Below are 17,421 nucleotides of genomic sequence, written 5' to 3'. Positions count from 1 at the left end.
ACCCCATGCGCAAAGAAACACGTATTGTCTTTAATGGCTTCCTGGGTCAGGTGGCCAAACTCAATGGCGTCAGCTCGGCCGAGCAGAAATTCAACGTCACGCCGGCTGTGCAGCAAAAGCTGGAAACCGCCATTCAGGAGTCCAACGCGCTGCTGCAAAAGGTCAATGTCATCACCGTGACCGAGCAGGAAGGCGAGTCCATTCTGCTCGGCGTGAACGGTCCGATTGCCAGCCGCACTAACACCAAGGGCGGCAACCGGCGCAATCCGCTGGACCGTAGTTTGCTGACCAAGGACAGCTACAGCTGCAAGCAGACCAACTTCGACAGCGCGTTTCCCTACCAGCTGATCGATGCCTGGGCGAGATTTCCAGACTTCCAGGTGCGCCTGTCCAAAGCCATCACCGAGCGGCAGGCCCTTGACCGCATCATGATTGGCTTTAACGGCAAGAGCGCCGAAGCGGCGACCGATCTTGGTAAGAATCCCCTCCTGCAGGACGTGAACAAGGGTTGGCTGCAGAAGATTCGCGAAGGCGCAGCAGATCGCGTGCTGGAAGAGGGCGCGGAAGGCTCGGGCAAGATCAAGGTCGGCTCGACGGGTGATTACAAGACCCTGGACGGCCTGGTCTATGACCTGGTCCAGATGCTGGAGCCGTGGCACCGCAGCCGTCCGGACCTGGTCGTCCTGATCTCCCGCGATCTCATGCACAACAAACTGTTGGCCGCAGTTGAGAAGGGTGGTGCGTCCAACGTCGAGGCCAACGCTGCCGACCAGATCGTCGCCAAGGCGCGCCTAGGTGGCTTGCCGGTGGTTGATGCACCGTTCTTCCCCGAAGGAACCATTCTGGTCACGACGCTGGTCAACCTGTCGATCTACGTTCAGGAAGGCGGCCGCCGTCGTTATCTGAAAGACGAGCCGGAGTACGACCGCATCGCGGATTACCAGTCCTCGAACGATGCCTATGTGATCGAGGACTTTGGTCTGGTCGCCCTGGCTGAACACGTCGAGGCGGTGTAACCCATGCTGACCCTTGCTCAACGTACCCAGCTGCGCAAGCGCGCTGCCAGGGAGGCCGCTGAGGCCTCACCGCATGGCTCCATGGAAGGGGCCACCCGTTATGAGCTGCAGCTGGCCAAGTTGCTCCAGGACCGCCTGCGCCTAAAGCAGATCCAGTCTGCCCAGGGCAAGGCCGAACTCAAGCGGCAGCTCTTGCCCGAGTACGAGGACTATGTGGCCGGCGTGCTGTCCGCAGGCCAGGGCGCGCAGGACGAGGTCATGACCACGGTCATGATCTGGCGTATCGACGCCGGCGACTACGCCGGTGCGCTGGATGTGGCGGGCTATGTGTTGGGCAAGGGCCTTGTCATGCCGGATCGCTTCGCCCGGACCACTGGCTGCCTGGTCGCCGAGGAAGTCGCCACCGCTGCGCTCAATGCGCAAAAGGCCGGCGAGACCTTTGACCTGGAGACCTTGAAGCGTACCGCCGAACTTACCGCTGCAGAGGATATGCCTGACGAGGCCAGGGCCAAGCTGTACCTGGCCATCGGCAAGGCAGAACTCCATGGCATCGATGACGACAGCGCCGGCCAGCCTGGCCAGCTCCAGGCGGCCATCGAATCCCTGCAAAAGGCCATCGGCCTGCATGACCGCTGCGGCGGAAAAAAAGATCTGGAGCGCGCCGAGCGCCTCCTGAAGAAACACGCCGGAACCCCCGGCTAAACGAGCGTCCCCGCGCACCCCGCCGGCTCAGGGCTGACTGCAAACCTAGTGCTTCGCAGAAAAGCCCTGACCACCGGCGACCCATTCTTAAGGCGGCACCATGAGCGGTTTTATAGCAGTAGCCCAGGCCTCCGAACTCACCGTGATCAATGACGGCTGGTGGCCGGATATCGATGCCAATCAGCTGCGCGCAGCCCAACGGATCGACTCAAGCGTCACGGATACCCGTCTGCAGGTCGCCATTACCGGCGCAATGATTTCTGCCAACCGCGACCTGGTCGCGTTCAAGGCGCGTAACACATTGCTCGGTTATGCCTCGCTGGCTGAAGTCCCTTCGGATTCGATATCAGGACAGAGCCTTCTGGTGCAGCTCTATACCCGCGCTGTGTCGTGCCTGGCCTGCTCGGAACTCTACGAGCGTTACCGTAGCTACGACACCACCAAGGCAGGAAGCCAAAGCGCTGACGAACTCACGCCAAGCATTGATGAGTACCGCCGCGATGCCCGCTGGGCCATCCGCGACCTGCTCGGCCTGGGCCGCAGCACGGTGGAGCTTATCTGATGGCCACCACGGTCCGCGCACAGCAAAACGATACCCTCGACCGGCTCTGCTGGAGGCACTACGGCGCAACCGCCGGCGTCACCGAGCAGGTCCTGGAGGCCAATCCGGGCCTCGCCGAGCTAGGGCCAGTCTTGCCGATCGGACACCCCGTCACCCTGCCAGACGTATCCACCACAACCGCTGAAGCCCAAGAGGCGCAGCAGGTGAACCTCTGGGATTGATCACCATGAATAACGAGAAGCCCACCATGCCTCCCGAAAATTTCGATATCTACGCCTGGCTGATCGCCCGGCTGCAAACAGAATGGAGCACGATCTATGCGGGCCTGTTGGGCTGCACGGTGGCGGCTCTACGCGTCCTCTACGGCGGCGGCAATTTCCGCCAGGTCCTTCTGGAAGCCCCGCTGTGCGGAGCCATTAGCCTGGCCACCAGCTCCGGCCTGGACTTCTTTGGTATTGCCCAGACCGCCGCCCCGTTCTTTGGCGGCGTTATTGGCCTGCTGGGGGTAGAAGGCGTCCGCCGCCTGGCTGACCGCTACCTGAGCAAAAAGGTAGAGGATGCGCAATGACCGTCACCTTAAAGCACGGCGACAAAGGCCAGCCCGTCATCGACCTGCAGAATGCCCTGAATAAACAGGGCGCGCAGTTGCGCCTGGATGGCATCTATGGCGACGGCACCGAGGCTGCCGTTAAGGCCTATCAATTAAAGGCGGGTCTGGTGGCTGATGGCATTGCCGGTCCCAAGACCCAGGCGCGCCTCTTGGGTGTCAACGATACCAAGCACCTGCAGCACAGCGATCTGCTCAAGGCAGCAGGTCAACTTGAGGTATCGCTGGCCAGCGTATACGCCATCAACGAAGTGGAAAGCCAGGGCCAGGGCTTCTTGCCTAATGGCAAGGCCAAGATCCTGTTTGAGCGGCACGTCTTCCGGGAACGACTGCAGGCCGCTGGCCACGATATCTCCAAGCTGGAGGCTCAATACCCCAACCTGGTCAACACTACGGCCGGAGGATATTCCGGCGGTACGGCCGAATGGCAGCGCCTGGCCCTGGCCCGGCAGATCGATGAGACCGCCGCGCTGGAGTCCGCCTCCTGGGGGGCGTTCCAGATCATGGGCTATCACTGGCAGCATCTGGGCTATGAGTCGGTGCAGGCCTTTGTGGCTGCGATGAGCGAAAGCGAAGGCCAGCAGCTGGAGGCCTTTGTGCGCTTCATCCTGGCTGACACCGCCCTGCATAACGCGCTCAAGGCACGCAAATGGGCCAAGGTGGCCGAGCTGTATAACGGTCCTGCCTACAAGCGAAACCTCTATGACATCAAGCTGGCCCGCGCCTATGAGCGGCACGCAGCCGAGGATCTGGCCAAGGAGGCCGCATGATCGACGTTAATCAGATCCGTCGGCTGCGGCCGCAGGATGGCGATGTGTTTGTATTTTCGGCAGACACACCGTACGAAACAGCCAATGAGTTTGGTGAAGCCTTGCACCTGGCCCTGCCCGGTATCCGGTGCCTGATCGTCCTGGGCGAGCTGGAGCAGTTCGACCGCGCGATGCTTTCTACCGAGCACGCAGATTCTTCCTGGTTAGGGTGGGCACACGCATGAAAATCTCCATCTTTATCAGCGCCCGGTACGCCCGGATTTTGGTCAAATTACTATGGCTTAACCTTGGTTTGACAGGGCTGCAGGTTGCCCTCGATTTTTTAGATGTCTATTTAAAGCTGGGCTGTGACGCATTATGAGCATGCTCAAACAACTCGGCTACGGTCTGGCCCTACTCGTTGCGTTGGCGGGGTTCCTCTGGATCCAGCACCTGCGCCTGGAGATGGCCGAGGCCGCCCAGGCCAGTGCCGAGAGCCGGGCCACCCAGGCCGAGCAGGCCAATCTCGACCGGCAACACATCATCGACACCCTCACCCACACGCTGCAGGGCGAACGCGATGCCCAACGGCAGCTGCAAACCGTCCAGGCCGACCTGCGCCGCGAGATCGATGTACGCAAGGCCCGACTCAAGGAACTGGAAGATGAAAACCAAACGTTTAAAGACTGGGCTGCTGGTCAGCTGCCTAGTGCTGCTCGCCAGTTGCGGCAGCGTCCCACCCTTACCGGCGTCTCAGCTTATCGTCAGTGGCTGTCCGGTAGTGACTCGCTGCACCCTGTCCCAGACCAACCCCACCCGTAACGGCGAGCTGCTCGGGGATATCGAAACTATCGAGCACGACTGGGCCGTCTGCGCCGCCAAGATCGATATGATTGTTGATTACCAGGAAGGCCTGCATGAATAAGCCGGAAAGCCTGCGCGCTCATCTCATGGCCGCCGTGCCCGAACTCAGGCACAACCCCGACCGGTTGCTGATCTTTATCGACCAGGGCAAGGTGCGCTGTACCGCTGCGGCCAGCCTGTCCTATGAGTACAACTACGAGCTGCAGATCATCCTGACTGACTTTGCCGGCCACCCGGACGCGGTGGTGCTACCGCTGCTGGCCTGGGTCCGGACAAACCAGTCGGAGCTCTTGGCCAACCTGGATAAATCGGCTGAGGGAATCCGCTTCGAGGTCGACATCCTGGACAAGAGCAAGGTGGATATGTCGATCACTCTGCCGTTGACCGAGCGGGTGATTGTGAAGCGGCAAGACAACGGCACCTATTCGCTCACCCATGCCGGCGAGCCGCAATACACCGAAGTAGAAGCCTCTGGCCTGTTCCAGGTCTATGCCGGCGATGAACTCCTGGCCGAGTGGCAGACGCCAGACGGCAGCGATGCCATGGCCCTGGAGACGCCACAGCTCAAGCGGAGCAGCGGGTTATGAGTGACGACCTGAGCGCGCTGGAAACCTGGTTGAGTCCGCTGCTGGCAAAGATTGAGCCCCAGGAGCGCACTCGACTGGCCAGGGAGGCGGCCCGCGAGATCCGTAAAAGCCAGGCCAAGCGTGTCACTGCACAAAAGAATCCGGATGGCTCAGCGTATGAAAAGCGCAAGCCGCGCGCCCTTCGTGGCAAGCAGGGCCGGATCAAAAAGAAGATGTTCCAGAAGCTAAAGATGGCCCGCTACTTGAAAGCACAAGGTAGCGAGCAGGCCGTGACGGTCGGCTTTACCGGCCGGGTCGCCCGGATCGCCAGGGTACATCAGTACGGTTTGAAGGACCGCGCTCAACGTGGTGCGCCGGATGTCCGTTATGCCAAACGTGAGCTGCTGGGCTTGTGTAAGACAGACCTAGATATCGTACAAAACACTGTGTTGGACACGCTTGCTATGTAGTTTGTCTCAGAAATCGTACAAATTGAGACAGAATGCAATGGCTGATGTATGCTCATCTCAAATGGCTTTATTTTTGAGATGACTATGATCAAGACACCACCGGCCAGAATACGTATGCCTATGGTGGAAATCACCGAAAAGGCGCCTAATAAAATAGATGATTATATGCAGTTATATGCTGCTCTTGATTCTAAAGGCAGATACCAACATTTTGATAAACTCCGCTTTAGAATTCCTGAAGGCTTAGACCATAGCCTTGTTTGGTCTTTAGTAAAGTCTGCTAGGGATAGGCAACTTAGTGAAGTACTGCCTTTAGGAGAACCGCCAAAGTTATGTAAGTTGATGCTTACCCCAGCTATGCATATGGCAACTTCTGAAAGTGACAGACATACGACTGGTGCGGCTTTAGAGTGGATGTGCAGTAAGATTGGTGAGAGAAAGCATATACATTATTTACTTAATGATCTAATTGAAGATGAAGCTATTAGCAGTAGTCAGTTAGAGGGAGCTGCAACAACAACAAAAGCTGCAAAGGACCTCTTAAAAAGAAACCGGGGGCCAAGAACTCCTGATGAAAAAATGATCATCGGTAATTTTAAGATGATGCAATGTGCATGGAAACGCCGTCATGAGGAACTGACCACTGATCTTATATCTGAAATTCATCAAGTTGGGGTGGAAGGTATAGATGATGAAAAATATCATCCAGGCGCCTTCAGAAATACGGATGATGTAGTGGTAGAGGACGGTGATGGAAATGTAGTCCATAATCCGCCACCAGCTGCGGGCTTGGAAAAAAGACTTAACGATCTAGTAAAATGGGTTAATACAAACCATAGTGTCAGTAACAGTAATGTTTATTTACACCCATTAATAAAAGGAATTATTCTGCATTTTGCTATTGGTTATGAGCATCCATTTCATGATGGAAATGGAAGAGTAGCTAGATCATTATTCTATTGGTTTTTGTTTAAGCATGATTTTGCGGCTTTTAGATATATAGCGATTAGTACTTTGCTAAAATCTGCTCCTATTCAGTATGGGAAAAGTTATCTCTATACTGAAACAGATGATATGGATCTTACTTATTTCGTTGATTATCAGAGTAGAATAATAATAAGGGCTATTGAAGAGTTCAAGAGAGCCTATGAAGAAACGCTGGATGATATGAATAAATTCAACGTTTTTCTTTATGAGTCAGGTTTGTTTGGAAAGCTTACTGATAAGCAAAAGGTTGTTCTGCAGGTTGCAAAGAGTGGGCGCGCTCAGGAGTTTACAGCACAGAATGTTAAAGAAAATCTTAATTGTTCATATAATACTGCTTCGTCGATATTAAATGGTTTGGTTGAGCTTAAGCTTTTTAAAAAGGTTAAGATTGGTAGAGAGTGGGTTTTCTCGATGAAGCCCACAACTGACATTATAAAGAACTGGAAGCCTTGACTACTTCTTGTAAAACAGGCTTTTACAACCTCAACTAGCTGCACGCCTCGCTCGTCCCTTTCATCCTTGGCGGCATGAATGAATACGCCGCCCTTTCCCGCCTGATCGAGAACCTGATCCGCCTTGGCACCGTTGCCGAAGTGGACCATGGCAGTCTCAAAGACAACCGACCTCCACGCCTACGCGTCAGGAGTGGTGAGCTGCTGACCGGCTGGCTGCCCTGGGTCGCCTTTCGCGCCGGTGCTGATACCGAATGGGACCCACCCACCGTAGGCGAGCAGGTTGTGCTATTCAGCCCCTCTGGACAAACCGCCCAGGGCATCGCCTTGACCGGGCTATTCAGCCAGCAGCATCCAGCCAATGCCGACCGCGCTGGCCTGCATCGCCGATCCTATTCAGACGGTGCCGTGGTCGAGTACGACAGCCAGAGCCATACGCTCATGGCCACGCTGCCCGATGGAGGCAAGGTCCGGCTCACCGCCCCCGGCGGCGTCTCGATCCTGGGCGATGTAGATATCAGCGGCCTGGTAACCGTCTCGAACGATGTCATCGCGGCCGGTATCAGCCTGGTTAAGCACCCGCACGGCAACGTCGAGCCTGGTTCCGGGCAGTCGGGAGCACCGCTCAAATGAACCGCAGCACCGGCCTCGCCCTGACCGACATCGAGCACCTGCAGCAGTCCGTGGGCGACATTCTCACCACGCCCGTGGGTTCACGGCTTATGCGCAGAAGCTACGGCTGCGACCTCTTCGAGCTGATCGACAAGCCCCTGAACGATGCCACCGCGCTGGAAGCCAAGGCCGTGGCCGTTATGGCCCTGATGCGTTGGGAGCCACGTCTGCGCCTGACCCGTATCGGCCTGTCGCTGGGCAGTCGGCCGGGCCAAGCCGCCGTCGACCTGGAAGGCTATAGCACGGTGAGCGATGCCGCCGTGAGCCTTCGCGTTCCCCTAGCCTTTGGTGGAGTCTGATATGGCCAGCACCTTTACCCCGATTGACCTCTCCCAGCTGCCCGAACCCACCATTGTTGAGCAGCTGGACTTTGAAAGTATTTATGCCGAGCGTAAGGCGGCGCTGATTGCCCTGTACCCGGCCGATCAGCAGGCCACCCTGGCCGCGCGCCTGGAGCTGGAATCCGAGCCCCTGGTCAAGCTGCTGCAGGAGAATGCCTACCGCGAGCTATTGCTGCGGCAACGGGTCAACGAGGCCGCCCTAGGCACCATGCTGGCCAAGGCCACCGGCACTGACCTCGAGCAGATCGCCGGCGGCGTCAACCTGACCCGCCTGACCATTACCCCGGCCGATACCACCAGCGTGCCGCCAACCGCAGCGGTGATGGAAGGCGATGATGCCCTGCGTGAACGCGTGCAGATGGCCTGGGAGGGCCTGAGCGTAGCCGGTCCGCGTAATGCCTATATCCTGCATGCCCGTAATGCCAGCGGCCAGGTAGCTGACGCCTCGGCGGTCAGCCCTTCCCCAGCTGTGGTGGTTGTCACCGTTCAGTCTTACATCGGCGACGGCACGGCTTCCCCTGAGCTACTGGCCACCGTGGCCGAGGCGCTTAACGATGACGATGTCCGCCCATTGGGGGATCGCGTCACCGTCCAGTCCGCCGAGATCCTGCCTTATAGCGTCAAGGCCAGGCTGTACCTGGAGAATACCGGGGCCGAGTCCGAGCTGATCCTGCAAACGGCCGAGAAGAACCTGGCCAGCTACGTGAATCGCCGTCGCCGCCTGGGCGTAATCGTGGCCCGCTCCGGCCTGGATGCTGCGCTGCATGTGGCCGGTGTTTCCAAGGTCGAGCTGGACGGCTGGACCGATATCGTTCCCACCAGTGCCCAGGCGGGCTACTGCACCGGAACCAGCGTCATTCTGGGAGACCAGGCATGACGCTGCTGCCAGCTAACTCGACCAAATTGGAACGGCTAGCGGCCGATGCCCTGGCCGAGATCAAGCGCGTGCCCATCCCACTGCGTGACCTGGTGGATCCAGACCGCTGCCCGCTGGAGTTGTTGCCGTATTTGGCCTGGGCGCGCTCAGTGGATCGTTGGGACAGCGCCTGGTCGGAGAAGACCAAGCGCGAGGTCATCAAAGCCGCGTACTTCGTCCATTCCCACAAGGGCACCATCGGTGCTGTACGCCGGGTGGTCGAGCCACTGGGCTACCTGATCCGCGTCCGCGAGTGGTGGCAGGAATCACCCCAGGCCACGCCCGGCACCTTCAAGCTGGATATCGGTGTGCTGGACAGCGGCATCACCGAGGAAATGTATGACGGCCTGGGCCTGCTCATCGATGACGCCAAGCCCTTGAGCCGGCACCTGACGGGTCTTGCCGTCAGCCTCGAAACCCGCGGTACGCCCTATATCGGCATTGCCACCTACCAGGGCGAGACGCTCACCGTTTACGCCTACCAACCCGAAGCCATTGTGGTCGGCGGCAGCTATGCGGCCGGCGGCATTTCCCATGATATCGACACCCTGAGCATCTACCCATGAGTCAGACCTATTTTGCCATCCTCACCGCTATTGGCGAGGCCAAGCTGGCCAACGCGGCAGCGCTAAACACCACCCTCAAGATCAGCAAGATGGCCGTAGGCGACGGCGGCGGTAGTGTGCCTACCCCTGACCGTAACCAGACCGCGCTCAAGGGCGAATGGTATCGCGCCGGGCTTAACAGCCTGACCGTGGACAAGGTCAACAGCAGCCAGGTTATTGCCGAGCTGGTCATCCCCGAAACCACCGGCGGCAGCTGGATCCGCGAGATGGGCCTGATCGATGCCGATGGCAACCTGATTGCGGTGGCCAATACCCCGCCCAGCTACAAGCCGCAGCTGGCCGAAGGTTCCGGCCGTACTCAGGTCCTGCGCATGGTCCTGATTGTTAGCAGCACCTCAAACGTCGAACTCAAGATCGACCCGAGCGTTGTGCTGGCTACGCGTGGCTATGTCGATGATGCCATTACCGTGGCCATCAACCGGCTGGACAACAAGCAGTCGGTCCGCGCGGCCACTACGGCCAACATCACCCTGAGCGGCCTGCAGACGATTGATGGCATCGCCTTGGTCGCGGGTGACCGCGTCCTGGTTAAGAACCAGACCACAGGTAACGGGAACGGGCTGTATGTCGCCAGCACCGGCGGCTGGCTTCGCGCGGCCGATGCAGACGAAAGCGCCGAGGTGACGCCGGGCCTGACCGTCTATGTCGAGCAGGGCGCAACGCAGGCGGACACGATCTGGAAGCTCATCACCGATGCACCCATTACCCTGGGGAGTACCGCGCTGAGCTTTGCCGACATTACCCAAGGTTACATGCCTACCAGCGGCGGCACCTTTACCGGGCCGGTCAAAGGGCAAACGCCGCCCCGTTTCGACAACAGCAAGCAGTTCATTACCAGTGAGTTCTTCAGGCTGAACTCGGGGCACTTCAGCGGCTGGAACGCAGTTTCGGCCAACACCACGTTTACCGGTGCCGACTGCGGAGTCCACCTGGTCACCCATCAGGGTACTGGAGATGTAGTCGGTACGCTGCCCCTGGCCGGCTCCGTACCGCCCGGAACGACCTTTACCCTCGCGCATGCCTCGGCCGCAATGAACAGCTTTTCCCTGACCACTCAGGGTAAGGATTCGCTGGTTCTGGATGGGCTGGATACCAGCGTTGCACCTTACAGGATGACGCCTAACGAGACCGTCACCCTGGTTTCCACCGGCGAAAGCGCCTGGAAAATGGTTTACAGCAACGGTCCTGTGTTCCTGAAAAAAGGCATCACCCAGCTCAAGGGGATGGCTCGATACGGTGCCAACGGATCGTTTACCGTCCCGGCCGGCGTAACCCTGATGTACGTCTCGGCCTGTGCCGGCGGTGGAGGCGGCGGCGGTGGAGCGGGCTATAACGCCAATTACTCCGGCGGCGGTGGTGGCGGCGGCTCAGGGTATGTCGCTATTCGCGTCCCGGTCGCCGTTACGCCAGGCCAGGTCTGGAACATCGCCATTGGAGCCGGCGGCGCAGCGGGTATCTCCGGTGCCAATGGGGGCGCTGGTGGGAATGGCGGACCGGGTGGCAACACCACGCTAACCCTCTCCGGCGCATCGAGCAGCCTTCTTCCTTTGAGTGGCGGCACCGGTGGTAGTGGCGGCGGCGCAGCAGCGCAAACCGGCGCAGGCGGTGCAGCGGGTAGCCCAGGCGGCTCATGCGGCACCGATGGTCGCTCGCCTGGCATTGGCGGCGATGGGGGTGCCGGCGGCAATGGCCCCTACGGTGTTGGCGGTGGCTCGGGCCGGGCCGGGAGTGGTCTGGGGGCCTCTGCGACCGGGGCTGTAGGTTTCGGTACTGGCGGAGGCGGTGGCGGTGCCTGCTACGGCTCAGCCGGTGCAGGTGGTGCAGGTTCTGCCGGCATGCCCGGCTTTATGCTAATCGAGTGGTAATCAATCATGCGTTACGCCTATTTCGACCCTAATAATCGCGCTGTGTTGGGCTGGTTTGATACCGAGGCCTTTGACGTAAACCTGCCGCCCGCTGAGCTGCTGGTTGAGCTAACCCCAAAGCAATGGGATACCTACTCCAGCGCTAATTGCTGGGTAGACTACAGCGGCAGGCTGGTCACCTCTGCACCTGAGCTGGTGATTCCGCTTGAGCAGGCGGTTGCGGCCAAGCTGGCCGAACTGGAAACCGCCTGTGCGGCCCAGATCGCGGCAGGTTTCACCTCAGATGCACTGGGTGAGGTCTACACCTACCCGGCCAAGCCAACCGACCAGTCCAACCTGCAGGCCTCGGTACTGGCCTCGATCCTGCCCGGTGTCGATGCGTCCTGGAGCACGCCATTCTGGTGCGCCGATGCCCAGGGTAAGTGGGCCTATCAGGCACACACGGCCACGCAGATCCAGCAGGTCGGTGTGGATGGCAAGAGCGCGATCAACGCCGCTATTGCGCAAAAGATCGTGCTAGAGCAGCAGGTGGAAGCCGCTAGGACCGCAGCCGAAGTAGCAGCCATCATCTGGCCTAAAGATGAGGTAGCCGCATGATCCAGCTGGCCCTCTACAAGGCACCGGGCGATCTCTACGACAAACTGATCCGGATCTGGACGCGCAGCCCCTATTCGCACTGCGAACTGGTCCTGCTGGATGGCCGCTTTGCCAGCAGCTCACCGCGCGACGGTGGAGTGCGGGCCAAGCTCATTGAGCAGGATCCAGCGGTCTGGGACTTCCTGCCGTTGCCCTGGATGCGCGAAGAGGTCGTCGAGGAGTTGCTGCAGGCTGAGCAAGGTGCGGGATATGACTGGATCGGAATTCTGGGTAGCCAGATCCTGCCGGTCGGTATCCAGAGCCCATCGAAGTGGTTCTGCTCGGAATTCTGTGCCCAAGTGATCGGCCTGGAACAGCCGCAGCGCTACTCGCCCGGCAGTCTGGCTGAATGTATCCGCTGGGCAGCTACCAGAGAAAACTGCTAGATAGATCACATTTCACTTTTGTATCCTGCTTGCCTCGGCATTAACGGACTAAAGCCTGTGCGAGCGCTTCCCCACAAGATCAAAACCTTTCAAAAAGAGTTCAGCCTTTTACCAGGCTATGCGTTTTCTATGCGCATATTTTGGCTGGTTGCACTGCTTGCCGCGTTGATTGTTGGCTCATTGATCTTTAATGCAATCAACACCATTGTCTTAAAATCCCAGACCTATTCTCATCTGCCTTATGTCTCGTTGGGCTTTGAGTTTTTTGTCCTTGTACCTAGCTTTTTGCAGGTCATATGCGAGGTCGACCAGCAACGCTGCAAACGGTTATATCCGCAAGTGAGGCCAGCTAGCTTCCGTGCCGCTGTGACGATGATCAACCGAGCTAAATACGAGCGAATCGAGGCTCTATTTGGCCCTCAGGAAAGCCTAGAGAAATTGGCTAAAAGCCTGATTGAGGAATGGAAGTGGCGACGTGAAATTCAGCTTAATGCTGGAGAGACGGATGTCCAAAAGGCTCGGAAATTTTTTCGCTTGCCGTCAAGCAGTAACCTTGCCACTTATCTCGCCGGGGTCCTGGCTATCGTGGCCGGTGTCGTTGTAGCACTGATAGATAAGGATAACTTCTATCAAGGTCTCCCTAATTTATGGGATAGCTTTGAATTTTGGTACGGAGCGCTCTTTAAATTAATCGTCGTGCCCATAGCGATTTGTATTATCCCGCTCGCTGCCATCTGGAGCAGCATAAAAGCGATAGGCCGGATTCTTGCTGAGAACATGGACGATGATTTTCTAAGTCAGCCTAAGTTCTATTCGTTCATCAAAGAGCTTCTAGAGTTGGCTGATCGCAAAGAGCGAAGGCTACTGCTTAAAACAACGGGCCGAGCTTATTGGTCCATTCGCCTGCTTACTGCTCCAATTCATGAAGTACCTAATATTTACAGAAATGTCCGTCGCTCGAAGCGGCTAGCCAAGCTGAGAAAAGTAAAGAAATCGAAAGCCTTGTCAGGCTAAGCCCGACCAAGTTTTGTCTACACTTACCCGTACAGAGGTTTTCAACTCAGCTCTCTGAGAGGTAGCGGTAATATGAATGGAGTAGGCAAATGCACCATCGAAAAAAAGATTCTTATCATCGAAGATAAAGACTATCTAAGGTTTTTGATGGCAGAGGTGCTGGACCCTATTGGCTCAGGGATAGAGGCTCTTCCTACCGCTGATGATGGTTATTCCTTTCTACAAGAACATGGTCACAACGTAGCTGTTTTGATAACAGACGTTCGTACTCCAGGGCGACTAGATGGCCTCGATCTGGCAAAGCTAGTGGCTAGTACATGGCCTCACATCAAAATTGTGCTGACCTCGGGTCATGACACAAACTCACTTGCTAGTCTCAACGGTTTTGACCAATTCTTAGCAAAACCGTGGTCGATTGATCAGTTGCGTGGGGTGGTACTCAAAGTATTGGACGAGGCTGATCCTTCCTCTACCTAGTACCTAATATTAAAACTCGTGGCTTATGAATCTTATGCGAGTTTCTCTCCGCTTACAGCAGCCATTTGCTGATTCTAGTTTCTAGAAATATTAAACATATTTTAGACAAATCACCTTAAATAACTATACAAAACATGTACTTATTGCCATTCGTCACACCATTTTGAACAAGATAAAATGGTGTGACTCCCTTTAGATATGAATGCAGACAAGGCTCTTTCAAACAAGACCATCCTCGTTGTTGAAGACGAAGTTTTTCTGCGTCGATTGATTATTGAAGTATTAAAGGAGCTAGACGTACAGATAGTTGCCTTACCCTCAGCTGATGCCGGGTATGATTTGCTTGAAAAGAAAGCTGGGGAGATTGCTTTATTAGTGACTGACATACGAATGCCAGGACACCTGGATGGGGTTGATCTGGCTAATATCGTTTGTAAAAAGTGGCCCCATATCAATGTGGTTTTAACCTCTGGCTACGATGCGGAACGACTAGTCAAACTCGAGCAGCCAGCGCCCTTTTTACATAAGCCATGGACTGTCGATGCTTTACAAGACGCAGTTATCAAAGCACTGATCAAGTCCCAAGGAAACGCATCTGACGATCAGCCTTAACTCTCCATTGTCCTCAATCTTGTAAATCCCCGTCTTACAACCCGCGCCTGATGAACCCAGCGCGGGTTTCCCTCAGCCTTGCCGGTGTCATTCACCTGCGCAGGCACACCCCCAATGGCCGACTATTTACACGGCGTCCGTGTCCAAGAAATCAACGAGGGCACGCGCTCTATCTCCACTGTTTCTACCGCGATTGTCGGAATGGTCGTCACTGCAGACGACGCCGATGCCGCTGTATTCCCCCTGAACACCCCCGTCCTGATCACCAACGTCCAGAGCGCTGCCGGCAAGGCCGGCACCAAGGGCACCATGGCCGAAGCACTGCAGGCGATTGCCGACCAGTCCAAGCCGGTCACCGTCCTGGTCCGCGTCCCGGAAGGCGCAACCGAAGCCGAGACCGTTTCCAACATTATCGGCGGATCCGCGAACGGCAAATACACCGGCATGAAAGCTCTGTTGTCTGCCAAGGCTCAACTGGGCGTTACGCCTCGCATCCTGGGCGTGCCCGGTCTGGATACACAAGCTGTCACTGCTGCCCTAGTCAGCATTGCCCAAAAGCTGCGCGCCTTTGTGTACGCGAGCGCCTGGAACTGCGAAACCATGGAAGAGGCCGTGGCCTACCGTAACCAGTTTGGTGCGCGCGAACTCATGCTGCTTTGGCCTGACTTCCTCGCCTGGAGCACCTCGCAAAACAAGACTGTCACGGCCAACGCAACCGCCCGCGCGCTGGGTTTGCGTGCGCAACTGGATAAAGAGGTCGGCTGGCACAAGACCCTGTCCAACGCTCCGGTCAATGGCGTGACCGGCATCAGCAAGGATGTCTTCTTTGATCTGCAGGACCCTTCCACCGACAGCAACTACCTCAACAGCCACGAAGTCACCACGCTGATCAACCAGAGCGGCTATCGCTTCTGGGGCTCGCGCACCACCACTGACGACTCGCTGTTCGCCTTCGAGAACTACACCCGCACCGCCCAGGTGCTGATGGACACCATGGCCGAGGCGCATTTCACGTTTGTGGACAAGCCCATGCACCCGAGCCTGGTCCGCGACATCATCGAAGGCATCAACGCCAAGCTACGCGACCTCACGGCCCAGGGCTATCTGCTCGGCGGCGAGTGCTGGTACGACGAAGAGGCCAACACCAAGGACACCCTCAAGGCTGGCCAGCTGCGCCTGGACTACGACTACACCCCGGTCCCGCCCCTGGAAGACCTGACCCTGCGGCAGCGCATCACCGACTCGTACCTGTCGAGCTTTGCCGACCGCGTGAATTCCTAACCCCTTTGCATAAGCGCGTTTTCGGACGCGCCCCAGGAGAGCTGCCGCTATGGCCCTGCCCCACAAACTTAAAAACGTGAACTTCTTTAACGAGGGCTACAACTACCTTGGTCAAGCCAAGAGCGTCACCCTGCCCTCTCTCGGTCGCAAGATGGAAAGCTACCGAGGCGGCGGCATGAATGGCCCCGTCAAGGTCGACTTTGGCATGAGCGATGACGGACTGCAGCTGGAATGGACCCTTGGCGGCCTGGATGTGACCGTGCTCAAGCAGTTCGGTATCACCAACGCCAGCGGCGTGATGCTGCGCTTTGCCGGCTCCTTTCAGCAGGACGATACCGCTACCGATACCTCGGTCGAGATCGTTGTGCGTGGTCGTCACGAGACCATCGAAATGGGCGATGCGGCCCCAGGCGAAGACACCGAGCACAAGATCACCACCCCCTGCACCTACTACAAGCTGACCGTAGACGGCGAAGTCGTGATCGAGATCGATCTGCTCAATTTCATTGAGAAGGTCGGCGGCGTCGATCGCCTGGAAGGCCAGCGTAAAGCGCTGGGCATGTAAGCCCATTTTTTCGAATTAGAAATTTCTAAATTCCAAATTTGCCCGTTTCGGCGGGCTTTCTGAAAGGCAGGAAAACAAACCATGACTACCGCAACGACTGAAACACTGGACCAGGCCCCCGCTGTTGAAGATCCAAATCTTATCATCCTGGACGAATTCATCCTCCGTGGCCAACAACAGATCACCGAACTCAGGCTGCGTAAACCCAAGGCGGGCGAGCTGCGCGGCGTGTCCCTCTCCGATCTTTTAAGCCTGGACGTGGCCGCAATTATCAAGGTGGTGCCGCGTATCAGCCTGCCCTCGATCACCGAAGCCGAAGCCCGCTCGATGGATCCGGCCGACCTGGTTCAGATAGGAGCCAAGATCAGCAGTTTTTTGCTGAAGAAGTCACTGAAGGAGGAACTCTCCCCCGGTATGTAGAGGATGCGATGGCGGATCTCGCCATCACCTTTCACTGGCAGCCCGCCCAACTGGATGAGTTGGGCCTGGCTGAACTAATGGACTGGCGTGAACGCGCCCGTAAGCGAGTAAACCCCGATGGCAGCTAATAGCCTACAGATCCGAGTGCTGCTGTCGGCACTCGACAAAGTGACCGCGCCTATGAAGCGCATCATGGCCGGCAGTAACAGCACGGCTAAAGCGCTGAAAGCCGCCCGCGACCAGGTTAAAGCCCTGAACGCCCAGCAGTCCGATATCGGCAACTACCGCAAGCAACATGATGCCGTGCGGCAGACCGGCGAAGAACTCGCCCGCGCCCAGCAAAAGCTCAGGCAGTATCAGGAGCAGCTCAAGGCAACCGACGCACCCTCAGCGGCCTTTCAGCGCACCTTTATCAATGCCAGCGCGGCAGTAGAGCGGCTGAAGAACAAGCACACCGAGCAGCGCGCCGAGCTGCAGCGGCTGATACCCAAACTGCGCGAAGCCGGCGTCGATACCCGCAACCTGGCCGGCAGCGAAAGCCAGCTCAAGAGCAAGATCGAAGCCACCACCCAGGCCTACAAACGCCAGCAGGAACGGATGAAATCGGTCGCTGCGCAGCAGGAGCGGCTGGGCCA

25 protein-coding genes and 2 pseudogenes are annotated in these 17,421 nt (G+C 57.5%); all 27 read left to right on the top strand.

Translation table 11 applies throughout. From position 1 onward, the window contains the following. The first annotated feature begins 5 nt into the window (after positions 1 to 5). The gene (locus IEX86_RS23015; protein ID WP_188868504.1) at positions 6 to 1,016 is read left to right on the top strand and encodes a phage major capsid protein, P2 family; all 1,011 of its coding nucleotides are present in this window, start codon (positions 6 to 8) and stop codon (positions 1,014 to 1,016) included. 3 nt (positions 1,017 to 1,019) lie between these two features. Further along, positions 1,020 to 1,718 (top strand): phage terminase small subunit, encoded by a 699-nt coding sequence (gpM, locus tag IEX86_RS23010; RefSeq protein WP_188868503.1) that lies wholly within the window; start codon positions 1,020 to 1,022, stop codon positions 1,716 to 1,718. 100 nt (positions 1,719 to 1,818) lie between these two features. Then, positions 1,819 to 2,280 carry a head completion/stabilization protein gene (locus tag IEX86_RS23005; protein WP_188868502.1) on the top strand — a complete coding sequence of 154 codons (462 nt, stop codon included), beginning with the start codon at positions 1,819 to 1,821 and terminating at the stop codon, positions 2,278 to 2,280. Continuing rightward, the gene (locus tag IEX86_RS23000) at positions 2,280 to 2,501 is read left to right on the top strand and encodes a tail protein X (RefSeq protein WP_188868501.1); all 222 of its coding nucleotides are present in this window, start codon (positions 2,280 to 2,282) and stop codon (positions 2,499 to 2,501) included. The genes IEX86_RS23005 and IEX86_RS23000 overlap by 1 nt, the downstream gene beginning before the upstream one ends. A gap of 5 nt (positions 2,502 to 2,506) precedes the next feature. Further along, entirely contained in the window at positions 2,507 to 2,848 is a 342-nt protein-coding gene (locus IEX86_RS22995) for a phage holin, lambda family (protein ID WP_229685465.1), read from the top strand. Beyond that, positions 2,845 to 3,657, top strand: a complete 813-nt coding sequence (locus IEX86_RS22990) for an N-acetylmuramidase domain-containing protein (RefSeq protein ID WP_188868500.1) — start codon at positions 2,845 to 2,847, stop codon at positions 3,655 to 3,657. The genes IEX86_RS22995 and IEX86_RS22990 overlap by 4 nt, the downstream gene beginning before the upstream one ends. Next, positions 3,654 to 3,881, top strand: coding sequence for a hypothetical protein (locus tag IEX86_RS22985; protein WP_188868499.1), 228 nt, complete (start codon positions 3,654 to 3,656; stop codon positions 3,879 to 3,881). Before IEX86_RS22990 ends, IEX86_RS22985 begins: the two co-directional genes overlap by 4 nt. A 133-nt stretch (positions 3,882 to 4,014) precedes the next feature. Next, positions 4,015 to 4,374, top strand: a pseudogene (locus IEX86_RS25210) (Rz-like lysis system protein LysB); the annotation flags it as partial. Next, complete coding sequence (gene lysC / locus IEX86_RS25205) at positions 4,268 to 4,561, top strand: Rz1-like lysis system protein LysC (protein ID WP_308423912.1); 294 nt, start codon at positions 4,268 to 4,270, stop codon at positions 4,559 to 4,561. The pseudogene IEX86_RS25210 and the gene lysC, both read left to right, overlap by 107 nt. Beyond that, complete coding sequence (locus tag IEX86_RS22970) at positions 4,554 to 5,087, top strand: phage tail protein (RefSeq protein WP_188868496.1); 534 nt, start codon at positions 4,554 to 4,556, stop codon at positions 5,085 to 5,087. The genes lysC and IEX86_RS22970 overlap by 8 nt, the downstream gene beginning before the upstream one ends. Then, a complete protein-coding gene (locus tag IEX86_RS22965; protein WP_188868495.1) occupies positions 5,084 to 5,536 on the top strand; it encodes a phage virion morphogenesis protein in 453 nt (150 codons plus the stop codon). Before IEX86_RS22970 ends, IEX86_RS22965 begins: the two co-directional genes overlap by 4 nt. A gap of 84 nt (positions 5,537 to 5,620) precedes the next feature. Continuing rightward, complete coding sequence (locus IEX86_RS22960; protein WP_188868520.1) at positions 5,621 to 6,976, top strand: Fic family protein; 1,356 nt, start codon at positions 5,621 to 5,623, stop codon at positions 6,974 to 6,976. Positions 6,977 to 7,050: 74 nt separating this feature from the next. Then, positions 7,051 to 7,608 carry a phage baseplate assembly protein V gene (locus IEX86_RS22955; RefSeq protein WP_188868494.1) on the top strand — a complete coding sequence of 186 codons (558 nt, stop codon included), beginning with the start codon at positions 7,051 to 7,053 and terminating at the stop codon, positions 7,606 to 7,608. Next, the gene (locus IEX86_RS22950; protein ID WP_188868493.1) at positions 7,605 to 7,946 is read left to right on the top strand and encodes a GPW/gp25 family protein; all 342 of its coding nucleotides are present in this window, start codon (positions 7,605 to 7,607) and stop codon (positions 7,944 to 7,946) included. Before IEX86_RS22955 ends, IEX86_RS22950 begins: the two co-directional genes overlap by 4 nt. Before the next feature lies 1 nt (position 7,947). Then, entirely contained in the window at positions 7,948 to 8,865 is a 918-nt protein-coding gene (locus IEX86_RS22945; protein WP_188868519.1) for a baseplate J/gp47 family protein, read from the top strand. After that, positions 8,862 to 9,470, top strand: coding sequence for a phage tail protein I (locus IEX86_RS22940; protein ID WP_188868492.1), 609 nt, complete (start codon positions 8,862 to 8,864; stop codon positions 9,468 to 9,470). Before IEX86_RS22945 ends, IEX86_RS22940 begins: the two co-directional genes overlap by 4 nt. Next, on the top strand, positions 9,467 to 11,395 hold the full coding sequence (locus tag IEX86_RS25455; protein ID WP_268239886.1) for a phage tail protein: 1,929 nt from the start codon (positions 9,467 to 9,469) through the stop codon (positions 11,393 to 11,395). Before IEX86_RS22940 ends, IEX86_RS25455 begins: the two co-directional genes overlap by 4 nt. A gap of 6 nt (positions 11,396 to 11,401) precedes the next feature. Then, entirely contained in the window at positions 11,402 to 11,992 is a 591-nt protein-coding gene (locus tag IEX86_RS22930) for a DUF4376 domain-containing protein (RefSeq protein WP_188868491.1), read from the top strand. Further along, complete coding sequence (locus IEX86_RS22925) at positions 11,989 to 12,417, top strand: hypothetical protein (protein ID WP_188868490.1); 429 nt, start codon at positions 11,989 to 11,991, stop codon at positions 12,415 to 12,417. The genes IEX86_RS22930 and IEX86_RS22925 overlap by 4 nt, the downstream gene beginning before the upstream one ends. A gap of 57 nt (positions 12,418 to 12,474) precedes the next feature. Further along, the gene (locus IEX86_RS22920) at positions 12,475 to 13,431 is read left to right on the top strand and encodes a hypothetical protein (protein WP_188868489.1); all 957 of its coding nucleotides are present in this window, start codon (positions 12,475 to 12,477) and stop codon (positions 13,429 to 13,431) included. A 72-nt stretch (positions 13,432 to 13,503) separates the two neighbouring features. Further along, on the top strand, positions 13,504 to 13,908 hold the full coding sequence (locus IEX86_RS22915; protein WP_188868488.1) for a response regulator: 405 nt from the start codon (positions 13,504 to 13,506) through the stop codon (positions 13,906 to 13,908). Between the two features lie 198 nt (positions 13,909 to 14,106). Next, positions 14,107 to 14,520 (top strand): response regulator, encoded by a 414-nt coding sequence (locus IEX86_RS22910; protein ID WP_188868487.1) that lies wholly within the window; start codon positions 14,107 to 14,109, stop codon positions 14,518 to 14,520. A gap of 114 nt (positions 14,521 to 14,634) precedes the next feature. Continuing rightward, positions 14,635 to 15,801, top strand: a complete 1,167-nt coding sequence (locus IEX86_RS22905; protein ID WP_188868486.1) for a phage tail sheath protein — start codon at positions 14,635 to 14,637, stop codon at positions 15,799 to 15,801. Between the two features lie 49 nt (positions 15,802 to 15,850). Further along, positions 15,851 to 16,366, top strand: a complete 516-nt coding sequence (locus tag IEX86_RS22900) for a phage major tail tube protein (protein ID WP_188868485.1) — start codon at positions 15,851 to 15,853, stop codon at positions 16,364 to 16,366. Positions 16,367 to 16,447: 81 nt separating this feature from the next. Beyond that, entirely contained in the window at positions 16,448 to 16,786 is a 339-nt protein-coding gene (locus tag IEX86_RS22895) for a phage tail assembly protein (RefSeq protein WP_188868484.1), read from the top strand. An 8-nt stretch (positions 16,787 to 16,794) separates the two neighbouring features. After that, positions 16,795 to 16,914: a GpE family phage tail protein gene (locus IEX86_RS22890; protein ID WP_188868483.1), complete on the top strand. Its 120-nt coding sequence runs from the start codon at positions 16,795 to 16,797 to the stop codon at positions 16,912 to 16,914. A 52-nt stretch (positions 16,915 to 16,966) separates the two neighbouring features. After that, positions 16,967 to 17,421 (top strand): annotated as a pseudogene (locus IEX86_RS22885) (phage tail tape measure protein); the annotation flags it as partial.

This window comes from Pseudomonas asuensis, from assembly GCF_014646755.1.
GTDB lineage: Bacteria > Pseudomonadota > Gammaproteobacteria > Pseudomonadales > Pseudomonadaceae > Chryseomonas > Chryseomonas asuensis.
Note: the sequence above shows the minus strand (reverse complement) of the source record. Positions and strands in the feature narration are given on the sequence as shown.

Bases quoted from the DNA above. Each gene is read 5' to 3' on its own strand.
- IEX86_RS23015 (WP_188868504.1), top strand. From the start codon at position 6: ATGCGCAAAGAAACACGTATTGTCTTTAATGGCTTCCTGGGTCAGGTG.
- gpM (WP_188868503.1), top strand. From the start codon at position 1,020: ATGCTGACCCTTGCTCAACGTACCCAGCTGCGCAAGCGCGCTGCCAGG.
- IEX86_RS23005 (WP_188868502.1), top strand. From the start codon at position 1,819: ATGAGCGGTTTTATAGCAGTAGCCCAGGCCTCCGAACTCACCGTGATC.
- IEX86_RS23000 (WP_188868501.1), top strand. From the start codon at position 2,280: ATGGCCACCACGGTCCGCGCACAGCAAAACGATACCCTCGACCGGCTC.
- IEX86_RS22995 (WP_229685465.1), top strand. From the start codon at position 2,507: ATGAATAACGAGAAGCCCACCATGCCTCCCGAAAATTTCGATATCTAC.
- IEX86_RS22990 (WP_188868500.1), top strand. From the start codon at position 2,845: ATGACCGTCACCTTAAAGCACGGCGACAAAGGCCAGCCCGTCATCGAC.
- IEX86_RS22985 (WP_188868499.1), top strand. From the start codon at position 3,654: ATGATCGACGTTAATCAGATCCGTCGGCTGCGGCCGCAGGATGGCGAT.
- lysC (WP_308423912.1), top strand. From the start codon at position 4,268: ATGTACGCAAGGCCCGACTCAAGGAACTGGAAGATGAAAACCAAACGT.
- IEX86_RS22970 (WP_188868496.1), top strand. From the start codon at position 4,554: ATGAATAAGCCGGAAAGCCTGCGCGCTCATCTCATGGCCGCCGTGCCC.
- IEX86_RS22965 (WP_188868495.1), top strand. From the start codon at position 5,084: ATGAGTGACGACCTGAGCGCGCTGGAAACCTGGTTGAGTCCGCTGCTG.
- IEX86_RS22960 (WP_188868520.1), top strand. From the start codon at position 5,621: ATGATCAAGACACCACCGGCCAGAATACGTATGCCTATGGTGGAAATC.
- IEX86_RS22955 (WP_188868494.1), top strand. From the start codon at position 7,051: ATGAATGAATACGCCGCCCTTTCCCGCCTGATCGAGAACCTGATCCGC.
- IEX86_RS22950 (WP_188868493.1), top strand. From the start codon at position 7,605: ATGAACCGCAGCACCGGCCTCGCCCTGACCGACATCGAGCACCTGCAG.
- IEX86_RS22945 (WP_188868519.1), top strand. From the start codon at position 7,948: ATGGCCAGCACCTTTACCCCGATTGACCTCTCCCAGCTGCCCGAACCC.
- IEX86_RS22940 (WP_188868492.1), top strand. From the start codon at position 8,862: ATGACGCTGCTGCCAGCTAACTCGACCAAATTGGAACGGCTAGCGGCC.
- IEX86_RS25455 (WP_268239886.1), top strand. From the start codon at position 9,467: ATGAGTCAGACCTATTTTGCCATCCTCACCGCTATTGGCGAGGCCAAG.
- IEX86_RS22930 (WP_188868491.1), top strand. From the start codon at position 11,402: ATGCGTTACGCCTATTTCGACCCTAATAATCGCGCTGTGTTGGGCTGG.
- IEX86_RS22925 (WP_188868490.1), top strand. From the start codon at position 11,989: ATGATCCAGCTGGCCCTCTACAAGGCACCGGGCGATCTCTACGACAAA.
- IEX86_RS22915 (WP_188868488.1), top strand. From the start codon at position 13,504: ATGAATGGAGTAGGCAAATGCACCATCGAAAAAAAGATTCTTATCATC.
- IEX86_RS22910 (WP_188868487.1), top strand. From the start codon at position 14,107: ATGAATGCAGACAAGGCTCTTTCAAACAAGACCATCCTCGTTGTTGAA.
- IEX86_RS22905 (WP_188868486.1), top strand. From the start codon at position 14,635: ATGGCCGACTATTTACACGGCGTCCGTGTCCAAGAAATCAACGAGGGC.
- IEX86_RS22900 (WP_188868485.1), top strand. From the start codon at position 15,851: ATGGCCCTGCCCCACAAACTTAAAAACGTGAACTTCTTTAACGAGGGC.
- IEX86_RS22895 (WP_188868484.1), top strand. From the start codon at position 16,448: ATGACTACCGCAACGACTGAAACACTGGACCAGGCCCCCGCTGTTGAA.
- IEX86_RS22890 (WP_188868483.1), top strand. From the start codon at position 16,795: ATGGCGGATCTCGCCATCACCTTTCACTGGCAGCCCGCCCAACTGGAT.